This window comes from Jannaschia sp. 2305UL9-9 (genome assembly GCF_041403465.1).
Lineage (GTDB): Bacteria > Pseudomonadota > Alphaproteobacteria > Rhodobacterales > Rhodobacteraceae > Jannaschia.
The window spans coordinates 970,373-986,860 of sequence record NZ_JBGEHM010000001.1; the positions used below are offsets into that span (position 1 = coordinate 970,373).

Annotated in this window: 18 protein-coding genes; 10 read left to right on the top strand and 8 right to left on the bottom strand. The window is 66.4% G+C overall.

What is annotated here, in order from left to right; genetic code table 11:
* The first annotated feature begins 9 nt into the window (after nucleotides 1-9).
* Together V6N07_RS04730 and V6N07_RS04735 are read left to right on the top strand one after the other, a co-directional pair.
* Nucleotides 10-618, top strand: a complete 609-nt coding sequence (locus tag V6N07_RS04730) for a MarC family protein (RefSeq protein ID WP_371154427.1) — start codon at nucleotides 10-12, stop codon at nucleotides 616-618.
* Nucleotides 619-672: 54 nt separating this feature from the next.
* Nucleotides 673-1,260, top strand: coding sequence for a TIGR02281 family clan AA aspartic protease (locus V6N07_RS04735; protein WP_371154429.1), 588 nt, complete (start codon nucleotides 673-675; stop codon nucleotides 1,258-1,260).
* A gap of 61 nt (nucleotides 1,261-1,321) precedes the next feature.
* On the opposite strand, the gene V6N07_RS04740 is transcribed toward V6N07_RS04735, so the two are convergent.
* Genes V6N07_RS04740 through V6N07_RS04750 form a run of 3 tightly spaced genes read right to left on the bottom strand, consistent with a single transcriptional unit; the run spans nucleotide 1,322 to nucleotide 3,446 of the window.
* The gene (locus V6N07_RS04740) at nucleotides 1,322-1,474 is read right to left on the bottom strand and encodes a hypothetical protein (protein ID WP_371154431.1); all 153 of its coding nucleotides are present in this window, start codon (nucleotides 1,472-1,474) and stop codon (nucleotides 1,322-1,324) included.
* Between the two features lie 36 nt (nucleotides 1,475-1,510).
* A complete protein-coding gene (locus V6N07_RS04745) occupies nucleotides 1,511-1,975 on the bottom strand; it encodes a DNA polymerase III subunit chi (protein ID WP_371154433.1) in 465 nt (154 codons plus the stop codon).
* Nucleotides 1,968-3,446 carry a leucyl aminopeptidase gene (locus V6N07_RS04750; RefSeq protein WP_371154435.1) on the bottom strand — a complete coding sequence of 493 codons (1,479 nt, stop codon included), beginning with the start codon at nucleotides 3,444-3,446 and terminating at the stop codon, nucleotides 1,968-1,970. The genes V6N07_RS04745 and V6N07_RS04750 overlap by 8 nt, the downstream gene beginning before the upstream one ends.
* Nucleotides 3,447-3,605: 159 nt before the next feature.
* On the opposite strand from V6N07_RS04750, the gene lptF reads away from it, so the two are divergent.
* The 6 genes from lptF to rsmA are packed head-to-tail and all read left to right on the top strand — an operon-like array spanning nucleotide 3,606 to nucleotide 11,066.
* Complete coding sequence (gene lptF, locus V6N07_RS04755) at nucleotides 3,606-4,724, top strand: LPS export ABC transporter permease LptF (RefSeq protein ID WP_371154436.1); 1,119 nt, start codon at nucleotides 3,606-3,608, stop codon at nucleotides 4,722-4,724.
* Nucleotides 4,721-5,818: an LPS export ABC transporter permease LptG gene (lptG, locus tag V6N07_RS04760; protein WP_371154437.1), complete on the top strand. Its 1,098-nt coding sequence runs from the start codon at nucleotides 4,721-4,723 to the stop codon at nucleotides 5,816-5,818. The genes lptF and lptG overlap by 4 nt, the downstream gene beginning before the upstream one ends.
* Nucleotides 5,818-7,944, top strand: a complete 2,127-nt coding sequence (locus tag V6N07_RS04765) for an LPS-assembly protein LptD (protein ID WP_371154439.1) — start codon at nucleotides 5,818-5,820, stop codon at nucleotides 7,942-7,944. Before lptG ends, V6N07_RS04765 begins: the two co-directional genes overlap by 1 nt.
* A 21-nt stretch (nucleotides 7,945-7,965) precedes the next feature.
* Entirely contained in the window at nucleotides 7,966-9,201 is a 1,236-nt protein-coding gene (locus tag V6N07_RS04770) for a peptidylprolyl isomerase (RefSeq protein WP_371154440.1), read from the top strand.
* Nucleotides 9,194-10,168: a 4-hydroxythreonine-4-phosphate dehydrogenase PdxA gene (pdxA, locus tag V6N07_RS04775; protein WP_371154441.1), complete on the top strand. Its 975-nt coding sequence runs from the start codon at nucleotides 9,194-9,196 to the stop codon at nucleotides 10,166-10,168. The genes V6N07_RS04770 and pdxA overlap by 8 nt, the downstream gene beginning before the upstream one ends.
* A 58-nt stretch (nucleotides 10,169-10,226) precedes the next feature.
* The gene (gene rsmA, locus V6N07_RS04780; RefSeq protein WP_371154442.1) at nucleotides 10,227-11,066 is read left to right on the top strand and encodes a 16S rRNA (adenine(1518)-N(6)/adenine(1519)-N(6))-dimethyltransferase RsmA; all 840 of its coding nucleotides are present in this window, start codon (nucleotides 10,227-10,229) and stop codon (nucleotides 11,064-11,066) included.
* A gap of 84 nt (nucleotides 11,067-11,150) precedes the next feature.
* On the opposite strand, the gene V6N07_RS04785 is transcribed toward rsmA, so the two are convergent.
* From V6N07_RS04785 to prfA, 3 genes are all read right to left on the bottom strand, one after another.
* The gene (locus tag V6N07_RS04785) at nucleotides 11,151-11,918 is read right to left on the bottom strand and encodes a DUF4167 domain-containing protein (RefSeq protein WP_371154443.1); all 768 of its coding nucleotides are present in this window, start codon (nucleotides 11,916-11,918) and stop codon (nucleotides 11,151-11,153) included.
* Between the two features lie 186 nt (nucleotides 11,919-12,104).
* The gene (prmC, locus tag V6N07_RS04790) at nucleotides 12,105-12,926 is read right to left on the bottom strand and encodes a peptide chain release factor N(5)-glutamine methyltransferase (protein ID WP_371154445.1); all 822 of its coding nucleotides are present in this window, start codon (nucleotides 12,924-12,926) and stop codon (nucleotides 12,105-12,107) included.
* Nucleotides 12,923-13,978, bottom strand: coding sequence for a peptide chain release factor 1 (prfA, locus tag V6N07_RS04795; protein ID WP_371155387.1), 1,056 nt, complete (start codon nucleotides 13,976-13,978; stop codon nucleotides 12,923-12,925). Before prfA ends, prmC begins: the two co-directional genes overlap by 4 nt.
* A 75-nt stretch (nucleotides 13,979-14,053) precedes the next feature.
* Here prfA and V6N07_RS04800 point away from each other — a divergent pair, with 75 nt between their 5' ends.
* Nucleotides 14,054-14,281, top strand: a complete 228-nt coding sequence (locus V6N07_RS04800; RefSeq protein WP_371154446.1) for a hypothetical protein — start codon at nucleotides 14,054-14,056, stop codon at nucleotides 14,279-14,281.
* Here the strand turns inward: V6N07_RS04800 and V6N07_RS04805 are convergent.
* Together V6N07_RS04805 and V6N07_RS04810 are read right to left on the bottom strand one after the other, a co-directional pair.
* Complete coding sequence (locus tag V6N07_RS04805) at nucleotides 14,271-14,684, bottom strand: DUF6314 family protein (protein WP_371154448.1); 414 nt, start codon at nucleotides 14,682-14,684, stop codon at nucleotides 14,271-14,273. The two genes, V6N07_RS04800 and V6N07_RS04805, sit on opposite strands and share 11 nt — an antisense overlap.
* Complete coding sequence (locus V6N07_RS04810; RefSeq protein WP_371154449.1) at nucleotides 14,681-15,055, bottom strand: diacylglycerol kinase; 375 nt, start codon at nucleotides 15,053-15,055, stop codon at nucleotides 14,681-14,683. Before V6N07_RS04810 ends, V6N07_RS04805 begins: the two co-directional genes overlap by 4 nt.
* A 118-nt stretch (nucleotides 15,056-15,173) precedes the next feature.
* Here V6N07_RS04810 and purB point away from each other — a divergent pair, with 118 nt between their 5' ends.
* Nucleotides 15,174-16,478 carry an adenylosuccinate lyase gene (gene purB / locus V6N07_RS04815; protein ID WP_371154451.1) on the top strand — a complete coding sequence of 435 codons (1,305 nt, stop codon included), beginning with the start codon at nucleotides 15,174-15,176 and terminating at the stop codon, nucleotides 16,476-16,478.
* Nucleotides 16,479-16,488: the final 10 nt, after the last annotated feature.

The following is a 16,488-nucleotide window of genomic DNA, read 5'->3' on the forward strand; positions in this document are numbered from 1 at the left end:
GATCCCGACATGACCACCGCAGAAGCCGCCACCGCCTTTGCCGCGCTCTTCGTCGTGATCGACCCCATCGGCCTTGCCCCCATCTTCGTGGCGCTGACCGCGGGCATGTCACCCCGCGCGCGCCGCGCCATCGCCTTTCGTGCCTGCGCGATCGGCGCATCGATCCTGATCCTGTTCGCCCTTGCCGGTGAGGCCGTCCTGAATTTCCTCGGCATCTCCATGCCCGCCTTTCGCATCGCGGGCGGCCTTCTGCTGTTCCTGACGGCCCTCGAGATGCTGTTCGAGAAACGCACCCAACGCCGCGAGGGACAGGCAGAGGTGCCATCCACCGATCCGTCCGTCTTTCCCCTCGCGCTGCCGCTGACGGCCGGGCCGGGTGCGATCGCCACGATGATCCTGCTGACCGACGGCGCCTCGCCCATCGGGACGGTTCAGGCGATTGGCGTGATGTTGGCGGTGATCGCGGTCGTTTTGCTGCTGTTCATGCTGGCCACGCCGATGGAACGGCTGCTAGGCCCTACGGGCATCAACGTCACGACGCGCCTTCTGGGCATGCTGCTTGCCGCCCTGTCCGTGCAATTCGTCCTCGACGGCCTGTCCGACCTGCCCGGCTGGTAATCACTCCCCCCGACGGGGGGTGGTAACGACCGGCCGAGCACCTATGTCTGAAGGATGGACGGAGACAGCATCGCGACCCTTGTCAAACTTGCCATCCTGCTGATCGTGATCGGCGGATCGGTTCTGTTGATGTTTCGTGGCCGGGTCGGACAGGCATTGCAGCAGGCAGCGATCTGGTTCTTCATCTTCGTCGGCGCCGTTCTGGCATACGGGGTCTGGGACGATGTCTCGCAGATCGCGACGCCCCGGCAATCGGTCATCACCGACGGCGAGGCCGTCATGGTCGAGGTGCCGCGCGAACGGGACGGGCATTATCACCTGACGCTCGACATCAACGGCGTGGACATTCCCTTTATCATCGACACCGGCGCCACGGACCTTGTCCTGACCCGTCAGGACGCGGAAAGCGTGGGCCTGATTGCCGAGGATCTGCGCTTTTTCGGGCGTGCGATGACCGCGAACGGATCGGTCGAGACCGCGGCGGTGCGCCTCGACGAAGTGTCTCTGGGAGGTGTCGTGGACAGGAACGTGCCCGCGGTCGTGAACGGCGGGGAAATGCGTCAGAGCCTTCTGGGAATGTCCTACCTTCAGCAGTTCGGGCGTATCGAGATTGAGAACAACCGGCTGCGCCTGATCCGCTGAGGGCGGCGCGGGCGGCAAGTGCCGGATCGGATATTTTCGGGAACAAAGAAGAGCGGTCGCGTCAGGCGGAAACCTGTTTCGATGCCGGGGTCTGCGGCGGCGGCGGAGACGCCGGTTCGATGATCAAGAAGCCCGGAAGCGGCGGCATCTTCGGAGCCGGCGCGGCCGATGCAACGTGCGGGATCAGCATCAGAAGGGCGAAAAGGGCTTTCATGCAGAGGTAACGCGTTGAACCGGCCCCGGGTTCCCGTCAATCGATGTTCTTCGTCGCCTTCTGCTCCCATTTCCCCGATTCCTCTGACCAGTAACGCGCGCCGATACCCGCGCCGGTCAGGGCCGTCCACTGGCCGCGCGCGCGGGACAGCGCCTCGCCATCCGTTCCATCGAACAGGATGCAGGCGCGTTCGAGGGAGGCGATCTCCTCGTGTGAAACCGCCGCACCATCCACGGACATCAGGCAGTGCGGCGCATTGGTCGCGGCCCCCGGCGTCAGCAGGATCGGTTGGTGCGCATCATGCGGTCCGCCGGCAACGCCATGGGGCAGGAAGCTTTCAGGCGGGCCCAGCCACAGCTTGTCATCCAGCCACCCGATACGCCCCTCGTCGCCGCAGCGTACCGCCACGCGCCAGCCTTGCGACAGGCAGCGCGGCAGCAACTGGGCAAGCGTTTCAACCACCGACCGGCGGGTCAGGTGGTAGAAATACGCCTCAGCCATCCTGGTTTTCGCAGGTGTCGCGGATCAGGCGATCCAGCGCCCGCACGCCCCAACCGGTCGCGCCGTCGGGCGACAGGTCCGTGCCACCCTTGACCGAGGCCGTCCCGGCAATGTCGAGGTGCATCCAGGGCGTGTCGTCCTTGACGAACCGTTGCAGGAACTGCGCGGCCGTGATCGACCCACCGGGCCGTCCGCCAACATTCTTCATGTCCGCCACGCGCGACTTCAGCTGTTTGTCGTAGGCATCGCCCAGAGGCATGCGCCATGCACCCTCCTCCTCGGCCTGCGCGGCCTTGAGGAAGTTGCCCGCCAAGGTGTCATCGTTGGAGAAGACGCCTGCGTTCTCATGACCCAGACCGATGATGATCGCCCCGGTCAGAGTGGCGAGATCGACCATGCCGGTGGGTTCGAACCGGTTCTGCACATACCACATGATGTCACACAGCACGAGCCGCCCCTCGGCATCCGTATTGATGATCTCGACCGTGTCGCCCTTCATCGACGCGATGACGTCGCCCGGACGGATGGCGTTGCCGTCAGGCATGTTTTCGACGAGGCCGACGATGGCGACGACGTTGGCCTTGGCGCGGCGCCTTGCCAGCGTGTGCATCACGCCCGCGGCGGTGCCGGCGCCGCCCATGTCCATGGTCATGTCTTCCATGCCGGCGGCGGGTTTCAGACTGATGCCGCCGGTGTCGAAAACGACACCCTTGCCGACAAGGGCAAAGGGTTTCTCCTCGCCGCCGCCGTTCCATTGCATGACGACGACCTTCGACGGGCTGCGCGATCCCTGCCCCACACCCAGCAGACAGCGCATGCCCAGTTCGGCAAGCTGCTCCTCCTCCAGAACCTCCACCTCCACGCCGAGGTCGCGCAGGCCCTCCAGCCGCTTGGCAAATTCCGTGGTGGTCAGGACGTTGCTGGGCTCGTTGACCAGATCGCGCGTCAGGAACACGCCTTCTGCCTGTGCGGCGGCGTCGGCATAGCGGGCCTCCGCGTCCTCGGGCTTGGGCGACAGCACGGTGATCCCGGCAGCGGCGGGCGGGGTGTCGCCGGTCTTGTGATCGGTAAAGTCATACCCCCGCAACGCCGCCCCCAAGGCGACATCCGACAGGTTCCGCTGCGCCCCGGCCACGACGGTCAGGGCGCGCGTTCCACGCAGTTTCGCAAGCGCCGCACCGGCGGCCATCGCGGCCTTTCGCGCAGGCTTGCGGTCCAGCCGCACCACGACCAGCGCCGTCGCGGCGAGGCCGGCAGGAAAGCCGAGTTCCAGAATATCGCCTTCCGACAGCTTTTCGAATGCGGGGCTTTCGACCGCCCGTTGCAGCGCGCCCTTGGACAGGCGGTTCAGCCGACGCGCACCCGGCGACAGGGTTCCGCCCTCGGGGACGATGGCGGCGATGACGCCTTCGACATCTGCAAGCGTTTCGATGTCGAGGGTCGCAAAGTTGACGGCGGCGGGGGTTGTCATATGCAGAAGTCTCCGAAGGGTGGCGGCAATGCGCCAGGGCGTTTGCCGCGACCCTAGTGCGCCCATCCAGCCTTTTCCAGCCGCCATGGGCAAAGGGGGCTTTGCCCCTGCCGGTCAAGGCGGTTAGGAAGGGGGCACGCGCTTTCCCGGGGGGGGACATTGGGCACTTTCGACCGATACCTTACGGGTCAACTGCTGACGTATTTCGGGTTCTTCAGCCTCGTGCTGGTGGCCGTCTACTGGGTGAACCGGGCGATCGGCCTGTTCGACAGCCTGATCGCGGGTGGCGCGACCGTCCTCACATTCCTTGAGTTCACGGCCCTCGCCCTGCCCAACGTGATCTTCGCGGTGCTGCCGGTCTCGGCTCTCGTGGCGATCCTGTATGGCCTCAACCGCCTGTCGGCAGACAGCGAGATGGTCGTCGCCCAGACCGCCGGTCTGGGACCATGGCGGCTGGCGCGGCCTGTTCTGATCTTCGGGTTCGTGGTTGCCATCATGGTGTCCGTGCTGGGCCATGTCCTTGTCCCCGCCTCGCGCACCGCATTGGCCGAGCGGGGGGCAGAGTTGAGCCGCGATGTGACGGCGCGTTTCCTCAAGGAGGGAGAATTCCTGCACCCCGGCACCGGCGTGACGGTCTATGTTCGCGACATCACCGAGGCGGGCGAATTGCTGGGCCTGTTTCTGCAGGACCGGCGCGGGGATGCGACGCGCACGTCCTATACCGCCGAACGTGCCCTTTTGGTCCGTGCCGACACTGGCACGCGCCTCGTAATGTTCAACGGCATGGCGCAAACCCTCGACGTGACGGACCGCAGCCTCGTGACCGTGCAGTTCGATGATTTCGCCTATGACCTCGCCGGGCTGACGGGGGGCGACACCACCCGTTTGCGCGATCCGCGCGAATTGCCGACCATCGCCCTGCTGCGCGCGGACGCGGAGGCGCGGGCCGTCACCGGCGCCAGCCGCGCCAAGCTTCTGTCCGAGGGGAATCTGCGTTTCTCCGAGGCTGTCTTTGCCGCCGCCCTGCCCCTCATGGCGCTTGGGTTCCTGATGCTGGGTGGCTATTCCCGCCTTGGCCTCTGGCGGCAGATCATGGCCGCCGTGGTTGCGGCCATCGTGCTGAAGATGCTGTCGAACGTGGCCGAATCCATCGCGCGGGACGATGCGACGCTGTGGTGGGTCATTCACCTGCCCGCTTTGGCGACCGCCGGTCTGGGCGCGGTGCTGGTCTGGTACAGTTCGCTGGGCGCGCGCGCCTTCCGGGGGGCGCCGGCATGACCCTTGCCCTGTATATCTCGCGACGGTTCCTGTCGCTGGTCTTCATCGTCTCGCTGGTATTCACGGGCCTGTTGCTGCCCATCGACCTCATGGAACAGCTGCGCCGCCTCGAAGGACAGGACGCCGACATCGCGGACGGCCTGCGCCTTGCCGCGTTGAACCTGCCGGCCGCGTTGTATCAGATCCTGCCTCTGATCGTGATTCTTGCCACGCTGGCTCTGTTCCTTGCGCTGGCCCGGTCGTCGGAGCTTGTGGTCGTGCGCGCGGCGGGCCGATCGGCGGTGCGCGCGCTGCTGGCGCCCGTGCTGGCTGCACTCCTGCTCGGTGTGATCGCGCTTGCGGTGGCGAACCCCATCGTGGCCGCGACCCAAGGCATCTACGAGCGGGAGATTGCGCAGTTCCGCACGGGCCTGTCCAGCGTCCTGTCGGTCAGCGAAGAGGGCGTCTGGCTGCGCCAGGGCGACGCCGAGGGACAGACAGTGATCCGCGCGGCGCGGTCGTCGCTTGGTGGCACCATCCTGTTCGAGGCGACCTTCATCGCCTTCGACGCCGAGGGCACGCCGATCGAACGGATCGACGCCCTGCGCGCCGAGCTGTCGGCCGGTCAGTGGTTCCTGCTGGATGCGAAACGCTGGCCGCTGGGCACCTCCGACAACCCGGAACGGGATGCCGTTTCCCAAGGCTCGACCACGATCCCGTCGACCCTGACGGAAAACCAGATCCGTGACAGTTTCGGCGTTCCTTCCTCCATCCCGATCTTCAAGCTGCCCGCGTTCATTGCACAGCTGGATGCCGCCGGATTCTCGGGTCGCACGCACCGTGTCTGGCTGCATATGGAGCTGGCGAATCCCTTCATGCTGGCCGCGATGGTTATGATCGGCGCGGCCTTTACCATGCGCCACGTGCGCGCGGGCAAGTCGGGCACGATGGTCCTGATGGCTTTGCTGCTGGGGTTCGGCATCTTTTTCCTGCGCTCCTTCGCGCAGACGCTGGGCGAGAACGGGCAGCTTCCGGTCGCGCTTGCCGCTTGGTCCCCGCCATTTGCCGCGATCCTGTTGTCGCTGGGGGTCATCCTTCAGCTGGAGGACGGCTGATGCGCTGGTTGATCGTCTGCATGGCCCTGCTGGCCGGCCCCGTCATGGCGCAGGGCGTGCCGGCGACGCTGGTGGCCGACCGTATCGATTTCGATGCCGATCGCCTGACCGCCTCCGGCGACGTCGAGATCTTTGCCGACGGGCGCATCCTGCGCGCGCCGCGCATCACCTATCTGCGGTCCGAGGACCGGTTGCAGGTCGACGGTCCCCTGACGCTGATCGATGGCGATGACGCGGTCCTCGTCGCGGATTTCGCCGATCTTTCGCCCGATCTTCGCGGAAGCGTCCTGCAAGGGGCGCGCCTCGTGCTGGCGGATCGCCTGCAGATCGCCGCGACCGAGATCACGCAGGGCGACGCGGGTCGGTTCACGCAGCTCTATCAGGGGGTCGCCTCCTCCTGCTCCATCTGTGCCGATGGGGATGTGCCGCTATGGCAGATCCGTGCCAAGCGCATCATCCACGACCGCGAGGCCCGGCAGATCTACTTCGAGAACGCCCGGTTCGAGGTCGGCGGCGTCCCGGTCGCCTGGTTGCCGGTGCTGCGCCTGCCGGACCCTACGCTGGAGCGGTCGTCCGGTTGGCTGGCCCCGCGTTTCTCCTCCGACGACACCCTCGGGACCGGCATGACCGCGTCCTATTTCCTGACGCTCGGCCCGTCCCGCGACCTGACGTTTTCGCCGTTCGTGACAAACCAGAACACGCGCAGTCTCGGCCTGCGCTACCGGGAGGCCTTCGACACGGGGACACTGCAGATCGAGGGCGCGATTTCGGAGGACACCATCACCCCGGATCCGTGGCGCGGTTATGTCTTTGCAGAAGGCACATGGGCCCTGACGCGAAACTACCGCTTCGAGTTCGACCTGGAGGCAGTCTCGGACGACGACTACCTTCTCGACTATGACGTCACCGACAAGGACAGGCTGGACAGCCGCGTCGCTATCACCCGTGTCGACCGCGACAGCCGTTTCGTGGCCGAGGCGATCCTGTTTCAATCCCTGCGCATCGGCGAGGACAACCGCTTCCTGCCGACGCGGGTCATGACGATCGAACGCCAGGGCCGCACGGAGCCGAACTGGCTGGGTGGGCAGGCGGTCTGGACATGGCAGGTGCACGGACGCGAACGGACCGCCACCGAAGTCCCCGCAGGCCAGCCAAGCAATGCCGCCCGCGATGTCCTGCGCGCCTCGGCCGCCGTCGACTGGCGGCGCAGCTGGATCAGCGAAGGGGGCATCGTCCTGACCGGTCTGGGCGGGTTGCACGTGGATGCCTACAACGTCCGGCAGGATCCGACGTTCAATGACACGGCCTTCATCCGCGCCGTGCCCTATGCGGGGCTTGAGGCACGGATGCCGCTTGCACGGTCGGGGGCAAATGGCGTGCGGCATGTTCTGGAACCCGTCGCGCAGGTGATCCTTGCACCCAACAACCGCAACGCAACCCCGGACGAGGACAGCCTGACGCCCGAGTTCGACGAAGGGAACCTGTTTTCCGCCAGCCGGTTCGCCGGACGCGACACGCGCGAACTTGGCAATCGGCTGAACGTCGGCGTCGGCTATACCCGGTATGACCCCGCCGGCTGGAACGTCGGTGTTCTGGTCGGACGCGTCATCCGTGCTGGCGACCTCGGACAGTTCAGGCCGGGCACGGGTCTTGATGGTCAGTCGTCCGACTGGCTTTTGTCATTCGGGGCAAGCCACGCCATCGGGCTGGAGGTCATGAGCCGCTCGCTGTTCGACGATCAGCTGACATTCTCGCGGTCGGAATCGATCCTGCGCTGGTCAAGCGACGATCATGCCGTCGAAACGCGCTATACCTGGTTGGAGGCGGACCCGACCGCCGGGCGGACCCTCGACACCTCGGAATGGACGATGGACGCGGCACTGGGCCTTGGCGACGACTGGACGGGACGGGCAAACTGGCAGTATGACTTCGTCACGAACGACGCCAGCAGCGCAGGCCTTGGCCTGACCTATCGGTCGGATTGCGTGACAGTGGATTTCGACGTGGAGCGGCGCTTTACCTCGACCACGACGCTGCAACCCTCGACGAGTTTCGGCTTGTCGGTGGAACTGGCCGGGTTCGGGGCAGACGACAGCGCGAAACGCGCGCGCAAATGCGGGATATGAGGCTTGGGGGCCGGGCAGCAAATGATCTTCGATGTGAAACGCACCTTGCGGCGCGGTGTATGCGCGCTGGCCGCCGCAACCTGTCTTGTCGTGCTGCAGCCGACGACCGGTTTCGCACAGGGACAGCCCTTTGCCCCGGCCGTAACCGTCAACGGCGTCAGCGTGAACAACTGGCAGATCGAACAACGCGCGCGCTTTCTGGCCCTGCTGGGGGCACCTGATGCCGATCTGGCCAGCGCGCGCGACACCATGATCAACGAAACCCTGCAGGTACAGGCTGCGCGCGCGGAGGGTATTACGCTGACGCCGCAGGAACTGGACAGCGGCATGGTTGAATTCGCCGCCCGTGGCGGGTTGGAGCCGGACCAGTTCGTCGCGCTGCTGGAACAGGCCGGTATCGCGGCCGAGACGTTCCGCGACTTTGTCCGCAACGGCCTCTACTGGCGGCAGCTGGTCCAGCAACGGTTCGGCCCGCAGGCACGCCCCTCCGAGGCGGAGATCGACCGCACCCTCGCCCGTGGCAACACCGGCGGTGTCCGCCTGCTGTTGTCGGAGATCGCGATCCCGCAGACACCGGAAAACCGGGACGAGGTGCGCGCATTGGCCCAGACCCTGTCGGACAGCCTGTCTGGACAGACCGCCTTTCAGAGGGCCGCGCGACAGTATTCACGCAGCGCCTCGGCCGGGCGTGGGGGGCGGCTCGACTGGCTGTCCCTGTCGCAGCTGCCGCCGCCCATCGTAACGCAGGTTCTTGCCCTTTCCCCCGGAGAGGTTTCCGCCCCGGTCGATCTGGGCAGCTTCATCGGCCTCTATATGCTGCGCGACCTCGACGAGAGCGGTGCGGGCCCGACCGAAGCCCTGTCGGTCGATTACGCCGAATACCTGATCCCCGGCGGGCGCAGCAACGCGGCGCTGCAACAGGCCGCCATCCTGCGCGCCCGCGTCGATGTCTGCGACGATCTTTATGGCGTGGCCAAGGATCAGCCGGCCGAGGTTCTGACCCGGCAGGTGGCACCGATTGCCAGCCTGCCTGCCGATCTGGCGGCCGAACTGTCGAAGCTGGATGATGGGGAGGTCTCGACCCTCCTGACATCGGGCGGGAACCTGCGGTTCATCATGATGTGCGGACGCGTCGTCGAACCTGCCGAAGGCGCGTTCGAGGCGATCGGCCAGCAGATCCTGACGCAGCGCCTGACCAGCTATGCCCAAGGCTATCTGGACGAGCTGCGATCGGACGCCATCATCACCGATGGCTGATCCCACAGGCGCGCCCATCGCGGTAACATGCGGGGAGCCCGCCGGTATTGGCCCGGAGGTCATTGCCCGCGCGCGCGCCTTGTTGCCAGACATCCCGTTCTTCGTGATCGGCAACCCCGACCACTTCACCGGTCTGGGGGCCGAAATCACGGTGATTTCCTCGCCCGATGCGGCCAGCGCGGGCACCCTCTGCGTCCTGCCCCACGACATTCCCGGCGCGCGGACACCGGGCGTGCCCGACCCGCAGCAGGCGGCGGGCGTCATTTCGGCAATCGCACGCGCGGTCGATCTGGCGACCAGCGGTGCGGCCAGCGCGGTCTGCACGGCCCCGATCCACAAGAAGGCGCTCAAAGATGGTGCCGATTTCCCCCATCCCGGCCATACGGAATACCTTGCCGCGCTGGCGGGCGGGGCCGAGGTTGTGATGATGCTGGCCTGTCCGGATCTGCGCGTCGTTCCCGCCACGATCCACATCGCCCTTGATCGCGTTGCTTCGGAACTGACGCCCGTAACGCTGGAAACCTGTCTGCGGGTAACGCACGCGGGTCTGCGCCGCGATTTCGCCATCGCGGCACCCCGTATCGCCGTGGCGGGGCTGAACCCCCACGCCGGCGAGGGCGGCACCATGGGACGGCAGGAGGTCGACTGGATCGCCGACCTCGTCACGCGCCTGTCGCCGGAATTGGGCTGTTACGGTCCCCTGCCCGCCGATACGATGTTTCACGCCGGCGCGCGCGCGCAGTATGACGCCGCCGTCGCGATGTACCACGATCAGGCGCTGATCCCGATCAAGACCATCGATTTCGCGGGCGGCGTGAACGTGACGCTTGGCCTGCCCTTCATCCGCACATCGCCTGACCACGGCACCGCGTTCGACATCGCGGGCAAGGGCATGGCCGATCCGACCTCGATGATCGCGGCCTTGCGCATGGCGTGGGACATGTCCGGCCGGCGGCAGAGCCTTTAGCGGCCAAATTCCCGAAACCCCTTACCTTGCGCGGGTCGGGCGGCTACAGGCTGTGGTCATGAGCACCCTTGATGACCTGCCCCCGCTGCGCGACGTGATCGCGACCCACGATCTGCGCGCCAAGAAGAGCATGGGCCAGAACTTCCTTCTGGACCTGAACCTGACCGCCCGCATCGCGCGCCTGTCCGGACGGCTGGAGGGCGCGCAGGTCCTCGAGGTCGGGCCGGGCCCCGGGGGCCTGACCCGTGGATTGCTGGCCGAAGGCGCATCACGTGTCCTTGCGGTCGAAAAGGATGCCCGCTGCCTTCCTGCGCTGGAGGAAATCGCCGCCCGCTATCCCGGCCAGTTGACCGTCGTGAACGGCGACGCCTTGCAGATCGATGTCGGTGCGCATCTGGATGGCCCTTGGCGCGTCGTCGCGAACCTGCCCTACAACATCGGGACGGAGTTGCTGGTCCGCTGGCTGACGCCCGCAAGCTGGCCGCCCCCATGGTCCAGTCTGACGCTGATGTTCCAGAAGGAAGTCGCGCAGCGGATCACGGCTCAGCCGGGCGACAAGGCCTATGGGCGCCTGGCCGTCCTGTCCCAATGGCGCACGACCGCGGAAATCGTGATGACCCTGCCGCCGGAGGCCTTCAGCCCCCCACCCAAGGTCCACTCTGCCGTGGTTCATCTGACCGCCCTGCCGGAGCCGCGTTTTCCAGCGGATGCAACCATCCTCGAGCGGGTCGTTGCAAAGGGCTTCAATCAGCGGCGCAAGATGCTGCGCGCCGCGCTCAAGGGGCTGGTTCCGGATCTGGAGGATCGCCTGATGGCGGCCGGCATCGCGCCGACCGAACGGGCAGAGCGCGTGTCCATCGAGCAGTGGTGCGCCTTGGCCCGGGTCATCGCCGACTGAGGGCGCGACCGGTCACGGATCAGGGGTCACACCGGCCGGTCGCCTGACCCGACCCGTGCGCGCGACGGCGACGGGCCGGTCCGATCAGGCGTCTTCGGACGACGGCGCGTCGGAGGAATCCGCATCCCCCTTGGGCTTGGCCGGGGCTTTCTTGCGGGTCCGGGTGCGCTTGGGCTTCTCGGCCGGGGTCTCGGATGCCGCATCTGGTGCGGCCTTGGCCTCCGGCGTCTCCACGAGGCCGCTGTCGTCCCCGACAACATCAGGCGTGTCGATCACGTCGTTGGCTTCGGTGGCGGGCTGCCGGTCCTGCTGGGGCTGCCGACGGCGGTTGCCGCGGGGCTTTTCAGCGGTTTCGGCGCGTTGTTCGTTGCCACCACGATCGCCACGCTTGTCTGCCGTCGGCTGATCGTCACGCGGGGCGCCGTTGCCCTGACCACCCTCGGCCTGATTGGCCGCCGCCTGACCGCCCGGGGCCTGATTGCCCTGACCTTGACCATCCCGCTGGCCATTGCCGCCGGCCTGATTGCCGTTCGGTTGTCCGTTGTTCTGGCCGTTGTTGTTTTGGTTGTTGTTCTGGTTGTTCTGCTGCTGGCGCGCGTCCATTTCCTTCTGCGCGACGGCGAGCATGCGGGTGTAATGCTCTGCGTGCTGCTGGAAGTTCTCGACGGCGACGCGGTCACCGGACAGCTGCGCATCGCGTGCCAGCTGGTTGTACTTGTCGATGATCTGCTGCGGGGTGCCGCGCACCTTTCCCTCCGGTCCCGAACTGTCGAAGACACGGTTGATGATGTTGCCACCCTGGGGACGGTTGTTGCGGTTCTTGTTCCGCGAACGCGACTTGGAGCTTCTCATGCCTGAATAGGTTCCGCTTGGAGGTTTGGTGCCGAAGTGTTGGCCGGGGACCGTGCCCAGACTGACTGGGTCGAGTGGGTCCGAGTTTATCGGGCGTTGCATAAGGGGCGAGGGCAAAAGCCGCCGACATCCGCTGATGTGCAAAGGCGTTATGGAAATAATGCGCCCCGTTTACAAGGAGATTCGTTACCTATCGGCCGGTTTTTGCGCGGAAACGACCCGATCCTTGCCGGGAAGGTCCCGGATCGTCGCGATGTTGATCAGTCCTGCCGCCTCGAACAGCGCCGAGACAGCGGACGCCTGCGTCGCCCCGATCTCGACCAGAAGCCGCCCGCCGGGCACGAGGTGGTCGGGCGCATCGCGCGCGATGCGGCGGTATGCATCAAGGCCGTCCCCCCCGGGGGTCAGGGCCAGATGCGGTTCGTGCAGAACCTCGGGCGACAGGTCCACCATTTCGTCCTGCGAGATGTAAGGGGGGTTCGAGACGATCAAATCGACCTGTCCCGTCACCCCCGACAACCAGTCCGACCTGAGGAACGAGGCACGTCCCGCAACCCCGACGCGGTCCGCATTGCGTCGTGCGACGGCCAAGGCGGCCTCGGATATATCCGTCCCGAGACCGGTCGCTTCGGGTCGTTCATGCAAAAGCGACAGCAGGATGCAGCCCGACCCCGTGCCAAGGTCGACGACGGTCGAGAACCCGTCGGCCAATGCCGCTTCCACAAGGGTTTCCGTGTCCGGTCGCGGGTCAAGGACGTCTGGCGTGACCTCGAAATCATGCATCCAGAACGCCCGCCTCCCGATTATGTGGGACACCGGCTCGCGGGCCGTGCGACGGGCGACCATGGTGGCGAAACGGTCGGCAACTTCGGCTGACAGGACAAGGTCGGAACCGGCCCCCGCCGCGTCCATCAGGGCCGAGGCATCGCGCGCGGCATCGGGGATCCCCACCATTTCGAACCTGCGCCGCGCTTCGGCCAGCGCACGGACGGCGTCCGTCTCGCTCATGCGCCCATCTCTGCCAGCAGGGTTGCCTGATGGTCGGAGGTCAGCGCGTCGATGACCTCGTCCAGATCGCCCTGCATCACCTGGTTCAGCGAATAGAGCGTCAGGTTAATGCGGTGGTCGGTCATCCGCCCCTGCGGAAAGTTGTAGGTGCGGATGCGTTCGGACCGGTCGCCGGAGCCGACCTGCGACTTGCGGTCGGCCGAGCGTTCCGCGTCCAGCGCGGCGCGCTGTGCCTCGTAGAGACGGGCGCGCAGGACGTTCATCGCGATCTCGCGATTGCGGTGCTGGGATTTCTCGGCGCTGGTCACCATCATGCCGGTCGGCAGGTGGGTGATCCGCACGGCGGAATCGGTCGTGTTGACGTGCTGTCCCCCCGCCCCCGAGGCGCGCATCGTGTCGATGCGGATGTCCGTGGCCGGAATGTCGATGTCCACCGCCTCCGCCTCGGGCAGGACGGCGACGGTGGCCGCGGAGGTGTGGATACGCCCCCCCGATTCGGTTGAGGGCACGCGTTGCACACGGTGCACGCCGCTCTCGAACTTCAGCCGGGCGAAGACGTTCTCGCCTTCGATCCGGGCGACGTATTCCTTGAGGCCGCCGAGGTCGGTCTCCTGTCGTTCCACCACTTCGATGCGCCAGCCGCGGCCTTCGGCATAGCGGCGATACATCTCTTCGAGGTTGGCGGCGAACAGCGCGGCCTCGTCGCCCCCGGTGCCGGGACGGATCTCCAGGATGGCGGGGCGGGCGTCGGCGGCGTCTTTCGGCAGCAAGGCGATCTGCAACGCGGCTGCCCCTGCCGCCAAGGCGGCGCGCAGGTCGGGCAGTTCGGCTTCGGCCAGCTCTCGCATCTCGGGGTCGGCCAGCATCGCCTCGGCTTCGGCAAGCTGTCGGGTCAACGCGTGGTGTGCCCGCACCTGTTCAGCAACCGGTTTCACCTCCGCGTATTCGCGGGTCAGGTCGGCGATTTCCGACGCCTCCGGCCCGGCGTTCAGCCGCGCTTCGAGGAACTCGAAACGGGCGAGGATCTGGTCTAGGCGCTCTGTCGGGATCATGGCGGCGGTGATGCGGCGGATAGACGTCTTGGTCAAGGGCGCGTCCGTGTTAGCATCCCTCAGGAGGTTTGACTCATGAACATGCGATCCACCTTTGCCCTTGCCGCGACATGCGCCCTGATGGCCGCACAGACCACCGCGAAGGAACTGCCGTGCGAATGCCGCGACACCTTCGGAAACCTGCATGACGTCGGCACGCAGGTCTGCCTTACTGTCGATGGGCGCACCTTCATGGCGTTGTGCGCCATGTCGCTGAACGTCACGATCTGGCGTGACACAGGCGCCGCCTGCCCTACGGGGTGATCCGCGCGTAGCGGGTCAGGGCGCGATAATCCTTGCGTGGCCCGGTGACACGCCACCGGACCGACCAGTGCGGCCAGGCGGTGAAGTCATAGGCCAGGCGATAGTCGTCGGGCGGGCAGTCATGGGTTGCCCTTGGTCGCGCCACCGGCGGGATGTGGTGGAACGGGCGGCCATCGGCGAAGCTGACCGCGATGGTGTCGCCATCCGCCTGCCACAGCGTCTCGCGCCGCGCCTCGAATGCCGTGGCGCCCTGCGTCAGGGTGCCGACCTCCGCGCTGCGCCAGCCATCGCCCTCGGCTCGCCACTCCGCTTGACCGGAAAACCGCGCAACCTGCCCGTCCGCGTGGCGAATGACGCGCGCGACCCGCCAGAGGCCCGCGAAGGCGGTCAGGTCCGGCCTCATCCCCAAGCCTGCATCAACGCCCAGATCGCGTGACCGGCAAAGATCAGCAGGACACAGCCGACCGCGAAACTGCCCAGATCCTTGGCGTGTTTTGCGAAATCGCTGATCTCAGGCGACAGGCGATCGACGATCAACTCGATCGCCGTATTCAGCGCCTCGATGGCGAGGCCCGCGATGAACAGGGCGATCATCATCGCCCATTGCGCGGCCCCTACCCCGGCGACCACGAACAGCAAGGCCGTCACGCCACCCATCACGACCTGTATCTGCGCCGCGCGCTGTCGCATCAGGAACCGGGCGCCCGCTGCGGAATAACCCGTCGCCGCGAAGGGGTGCATCCAGATCGGGCGGGTGTTCTTGGGGGGGCTCATGCGGATGTCCGCTGTCGGGGCCGCGCCGGGAAAACCTGTCTCATCTCACCGCTTCCTTGCGAGTGCCTGCGCCGCACCTTATGACGCCCGCGACCCCGCTGACCAGAGGACCGCAGCCATGATCCCCCGCTATTCCCGCCCTGATATGGTGAAAATCTGGTCGCCGGAGACCAAGTTCCGCATCTGGTTCGAGATCGAGGCCCACGCCTGCGACGCGATGGCCGACCTCGGCGTGATCCCGCGCGAAAACGCCGAAGCCGTCTGGAAGGCCCGCGACGTGGAATTCGACGTCGCCCGCATCGACGAGATCGAGGCCGTCACCAAGCATGACGTCATCGCCTTCCTGACCCATCTCGCCGAACATGTCGGATCGGACGAGGCGCGCTTCGTGCATCAGGGCATGACGTCTTCGGACGTGCTGGACACCTGCTTCAACGTGCAGCTGGTGCGCGCCGCCGATATCCTGATCGCCGATCTGGAGGGGTTGCTGGCCGCCCTCAAGCGCCGCGCGCTGGAGCACAAGGACACCCTGCGCGTCGGCCGGTCCCACGGCATCCACGCGGAGCCGACGACCATGGGCCTGACCTTCGCGCGCTTCTACGCCGAGATGGACCGCAACCTGACCCGGCTGAAGGCCGCCAAGGCCGAAATCGCGACAGGCGCCATTTCCGGCGCGGTCGGCACCTTCGCCAATATCGACCCGGCGGTCGAGGAACACGTCTGCGCGCAACTAGGCCTCAGCCCCGAGCCGATCAGCACGCAGGTCATCCCCCGCGACCGTCATGCCGCCTTCTTTGCCTGTCTCGGCGTGATCGCCAGCAGCATCGAGAACGTCGCCACCGAAGTGCGCCACATGCAGCGGACCGAAGTGCTGGAGGGGGCGGAGTTCTTCTCCATGGGGCAAAAGGGCTCCTCGGCCATGCCGCACAAGAAGAACCCCGTGCTGACCGAGAACCTGACCGGCCTCGCCCGCCTCGTCCGCATGGCCGTGATCCCGGCGATGGAGAATGTCGCCCTCTGGCATGAACGCGACATCAGCCATTCCTCGGTCGAACGCACCATCGGCCCGGATGCGACCATCACGCTGGACTTCGCGCTGGCCCGCCTGACCGGCGTGATCGACAAGATGCTGATCTTCCCCGACAACATGCTGGACAACATTAACAAGTTCCCCGGCCTCGTGATGTCGCAGCGCGTCCTGCTGGCCCTGACGCAGGCCGGTGTCAGCCGCGAGGACGCCTATTCCATGGTTCAGCGCAACGCCCTGAAGGTGTGGGAGCATCGCACCGATTTCCGCGAGGAGCTGCTGGCCGATGAGGCCGTCGTGGCGGCTCTGGGCGTCGAGGCCATCGAGGAGAAGTTCGACCTCGGGTATCACACCAAGCATGTCGACACGATCTTCAAGCGGGTGTTCGGCGACTGATCGCGCCTGC

Coding starts and splice junctions, on each gene's coding strand:
- rsmA (WP_371154442.1), top strand. CDS start 10,227: ATGAGCACCCTTGATGACCTGCCCCCGCTGCGCGACGTGATCGCGACC.
- lptG (WP_371154437.1), top strand. CDS start 4,721: ATGACCCTTGCCCTGTATATCTCGCGACGGTTCCTGTCGCTGGTCTTC.
- V6N07_RS04750 (WP_371154435.1), bottom strand. CDS start 3,446: ATGACAACCCCCGCCGCCGTCAACTTTGCGACCCTCGACATCGAAACG.
- V6N07_RS04745 (WP_371154433.1), bottom strand. CDS start 1,975: ATGGCTGAGGCGTATTTCTACCACCTGACCCGCCGGTCGGTGGTTGAA.
- V6N07_RS04810 (WP_371154449.1), bottom strand. CDS start 15,055: ATGAGCCCCCCCAAGAACACCCGCCCGATCTGGATGCACCCCTTCGCG.
- V6N07_RS04800 (WP_371154446.1), top strand. CDS start 14,054: ATGAACATGCGATCCACCTTTGCCCTTGCCGCGACATGCGCCCTGATG.
- V6N07_RS04765 (WP_371154439.1), top strand. CDS start 5,818: ATGCGCTGGTTGATCGTCTGCATGGCCCTGCTGGCCGGCCCCGTCATG.
- pdxA (WP_371154441.1), top strand. CDS start 9,194: ATGGCTGATCCCACAGGCGCGCCCATCGCGGTAACATGCGGGGAGCCC.
- purB (WP_371154451.1), top strand. CDS start 15,174: ATGATCCCCCGCTATTCCCGCCCTGATATGGTGAAAATCTGGTCGCCG.
- V6N07_RS04735 (WP_371154429.1), top strand. CDS start 673: ATGGACGGAGACAGCATCGCGACCCTTGTCAAACTTGCCATCCTGCTG.
- V6N07_RS04785 (WP_371154443.1), bottom strand. CDS start 11,918: ATGAGAAGCTCCAAGTCGCGTTCGCGGAACAAGAACCGCAACAACCGT.
- prfA (WP_371155387.1), bottom strand. CDS start 13,978: ATGATCCCGACAGAGCGCCTAGACCAGATCCTCGCCCGTTTCGAGTTC.
- V6N07_RS04770 (WP_371154440.1), top strand. CDS start 7,966: ATGATCTTCGATGTGAAACGCACCTTGCGGCGCGGTGTATGCGCGCTG.
- V6N07_RS04740 (WP_371154431.1), bottom strand. CDS start 1,474: ATGAAAGCCCTTTTCGCCCTTCTGATGCTGATCCCGCACGTTGCATCG.
- V6N07_RS04730 (WP_371154427.1), top strand. CDS start 10: ATGACCACCGCAGAAGCCGCCACCGCCTTTGCCGCGCTCTTCGTCGTG.
- V6N07_RS04805 (WP_371154448.1), bottom strand. CDS start 14,684: ATGAGGCCGGACCTGACCGCCTTCGCGGGCCTCTGGCGGGTCGCGCGC.
- prmC (WP_371154445.1), bottom strand. CDS start 12,926: ATGAGCGAGACGGACGCCGTCCGTGCGCTGGCCGAAGCGCGGCGCAGG.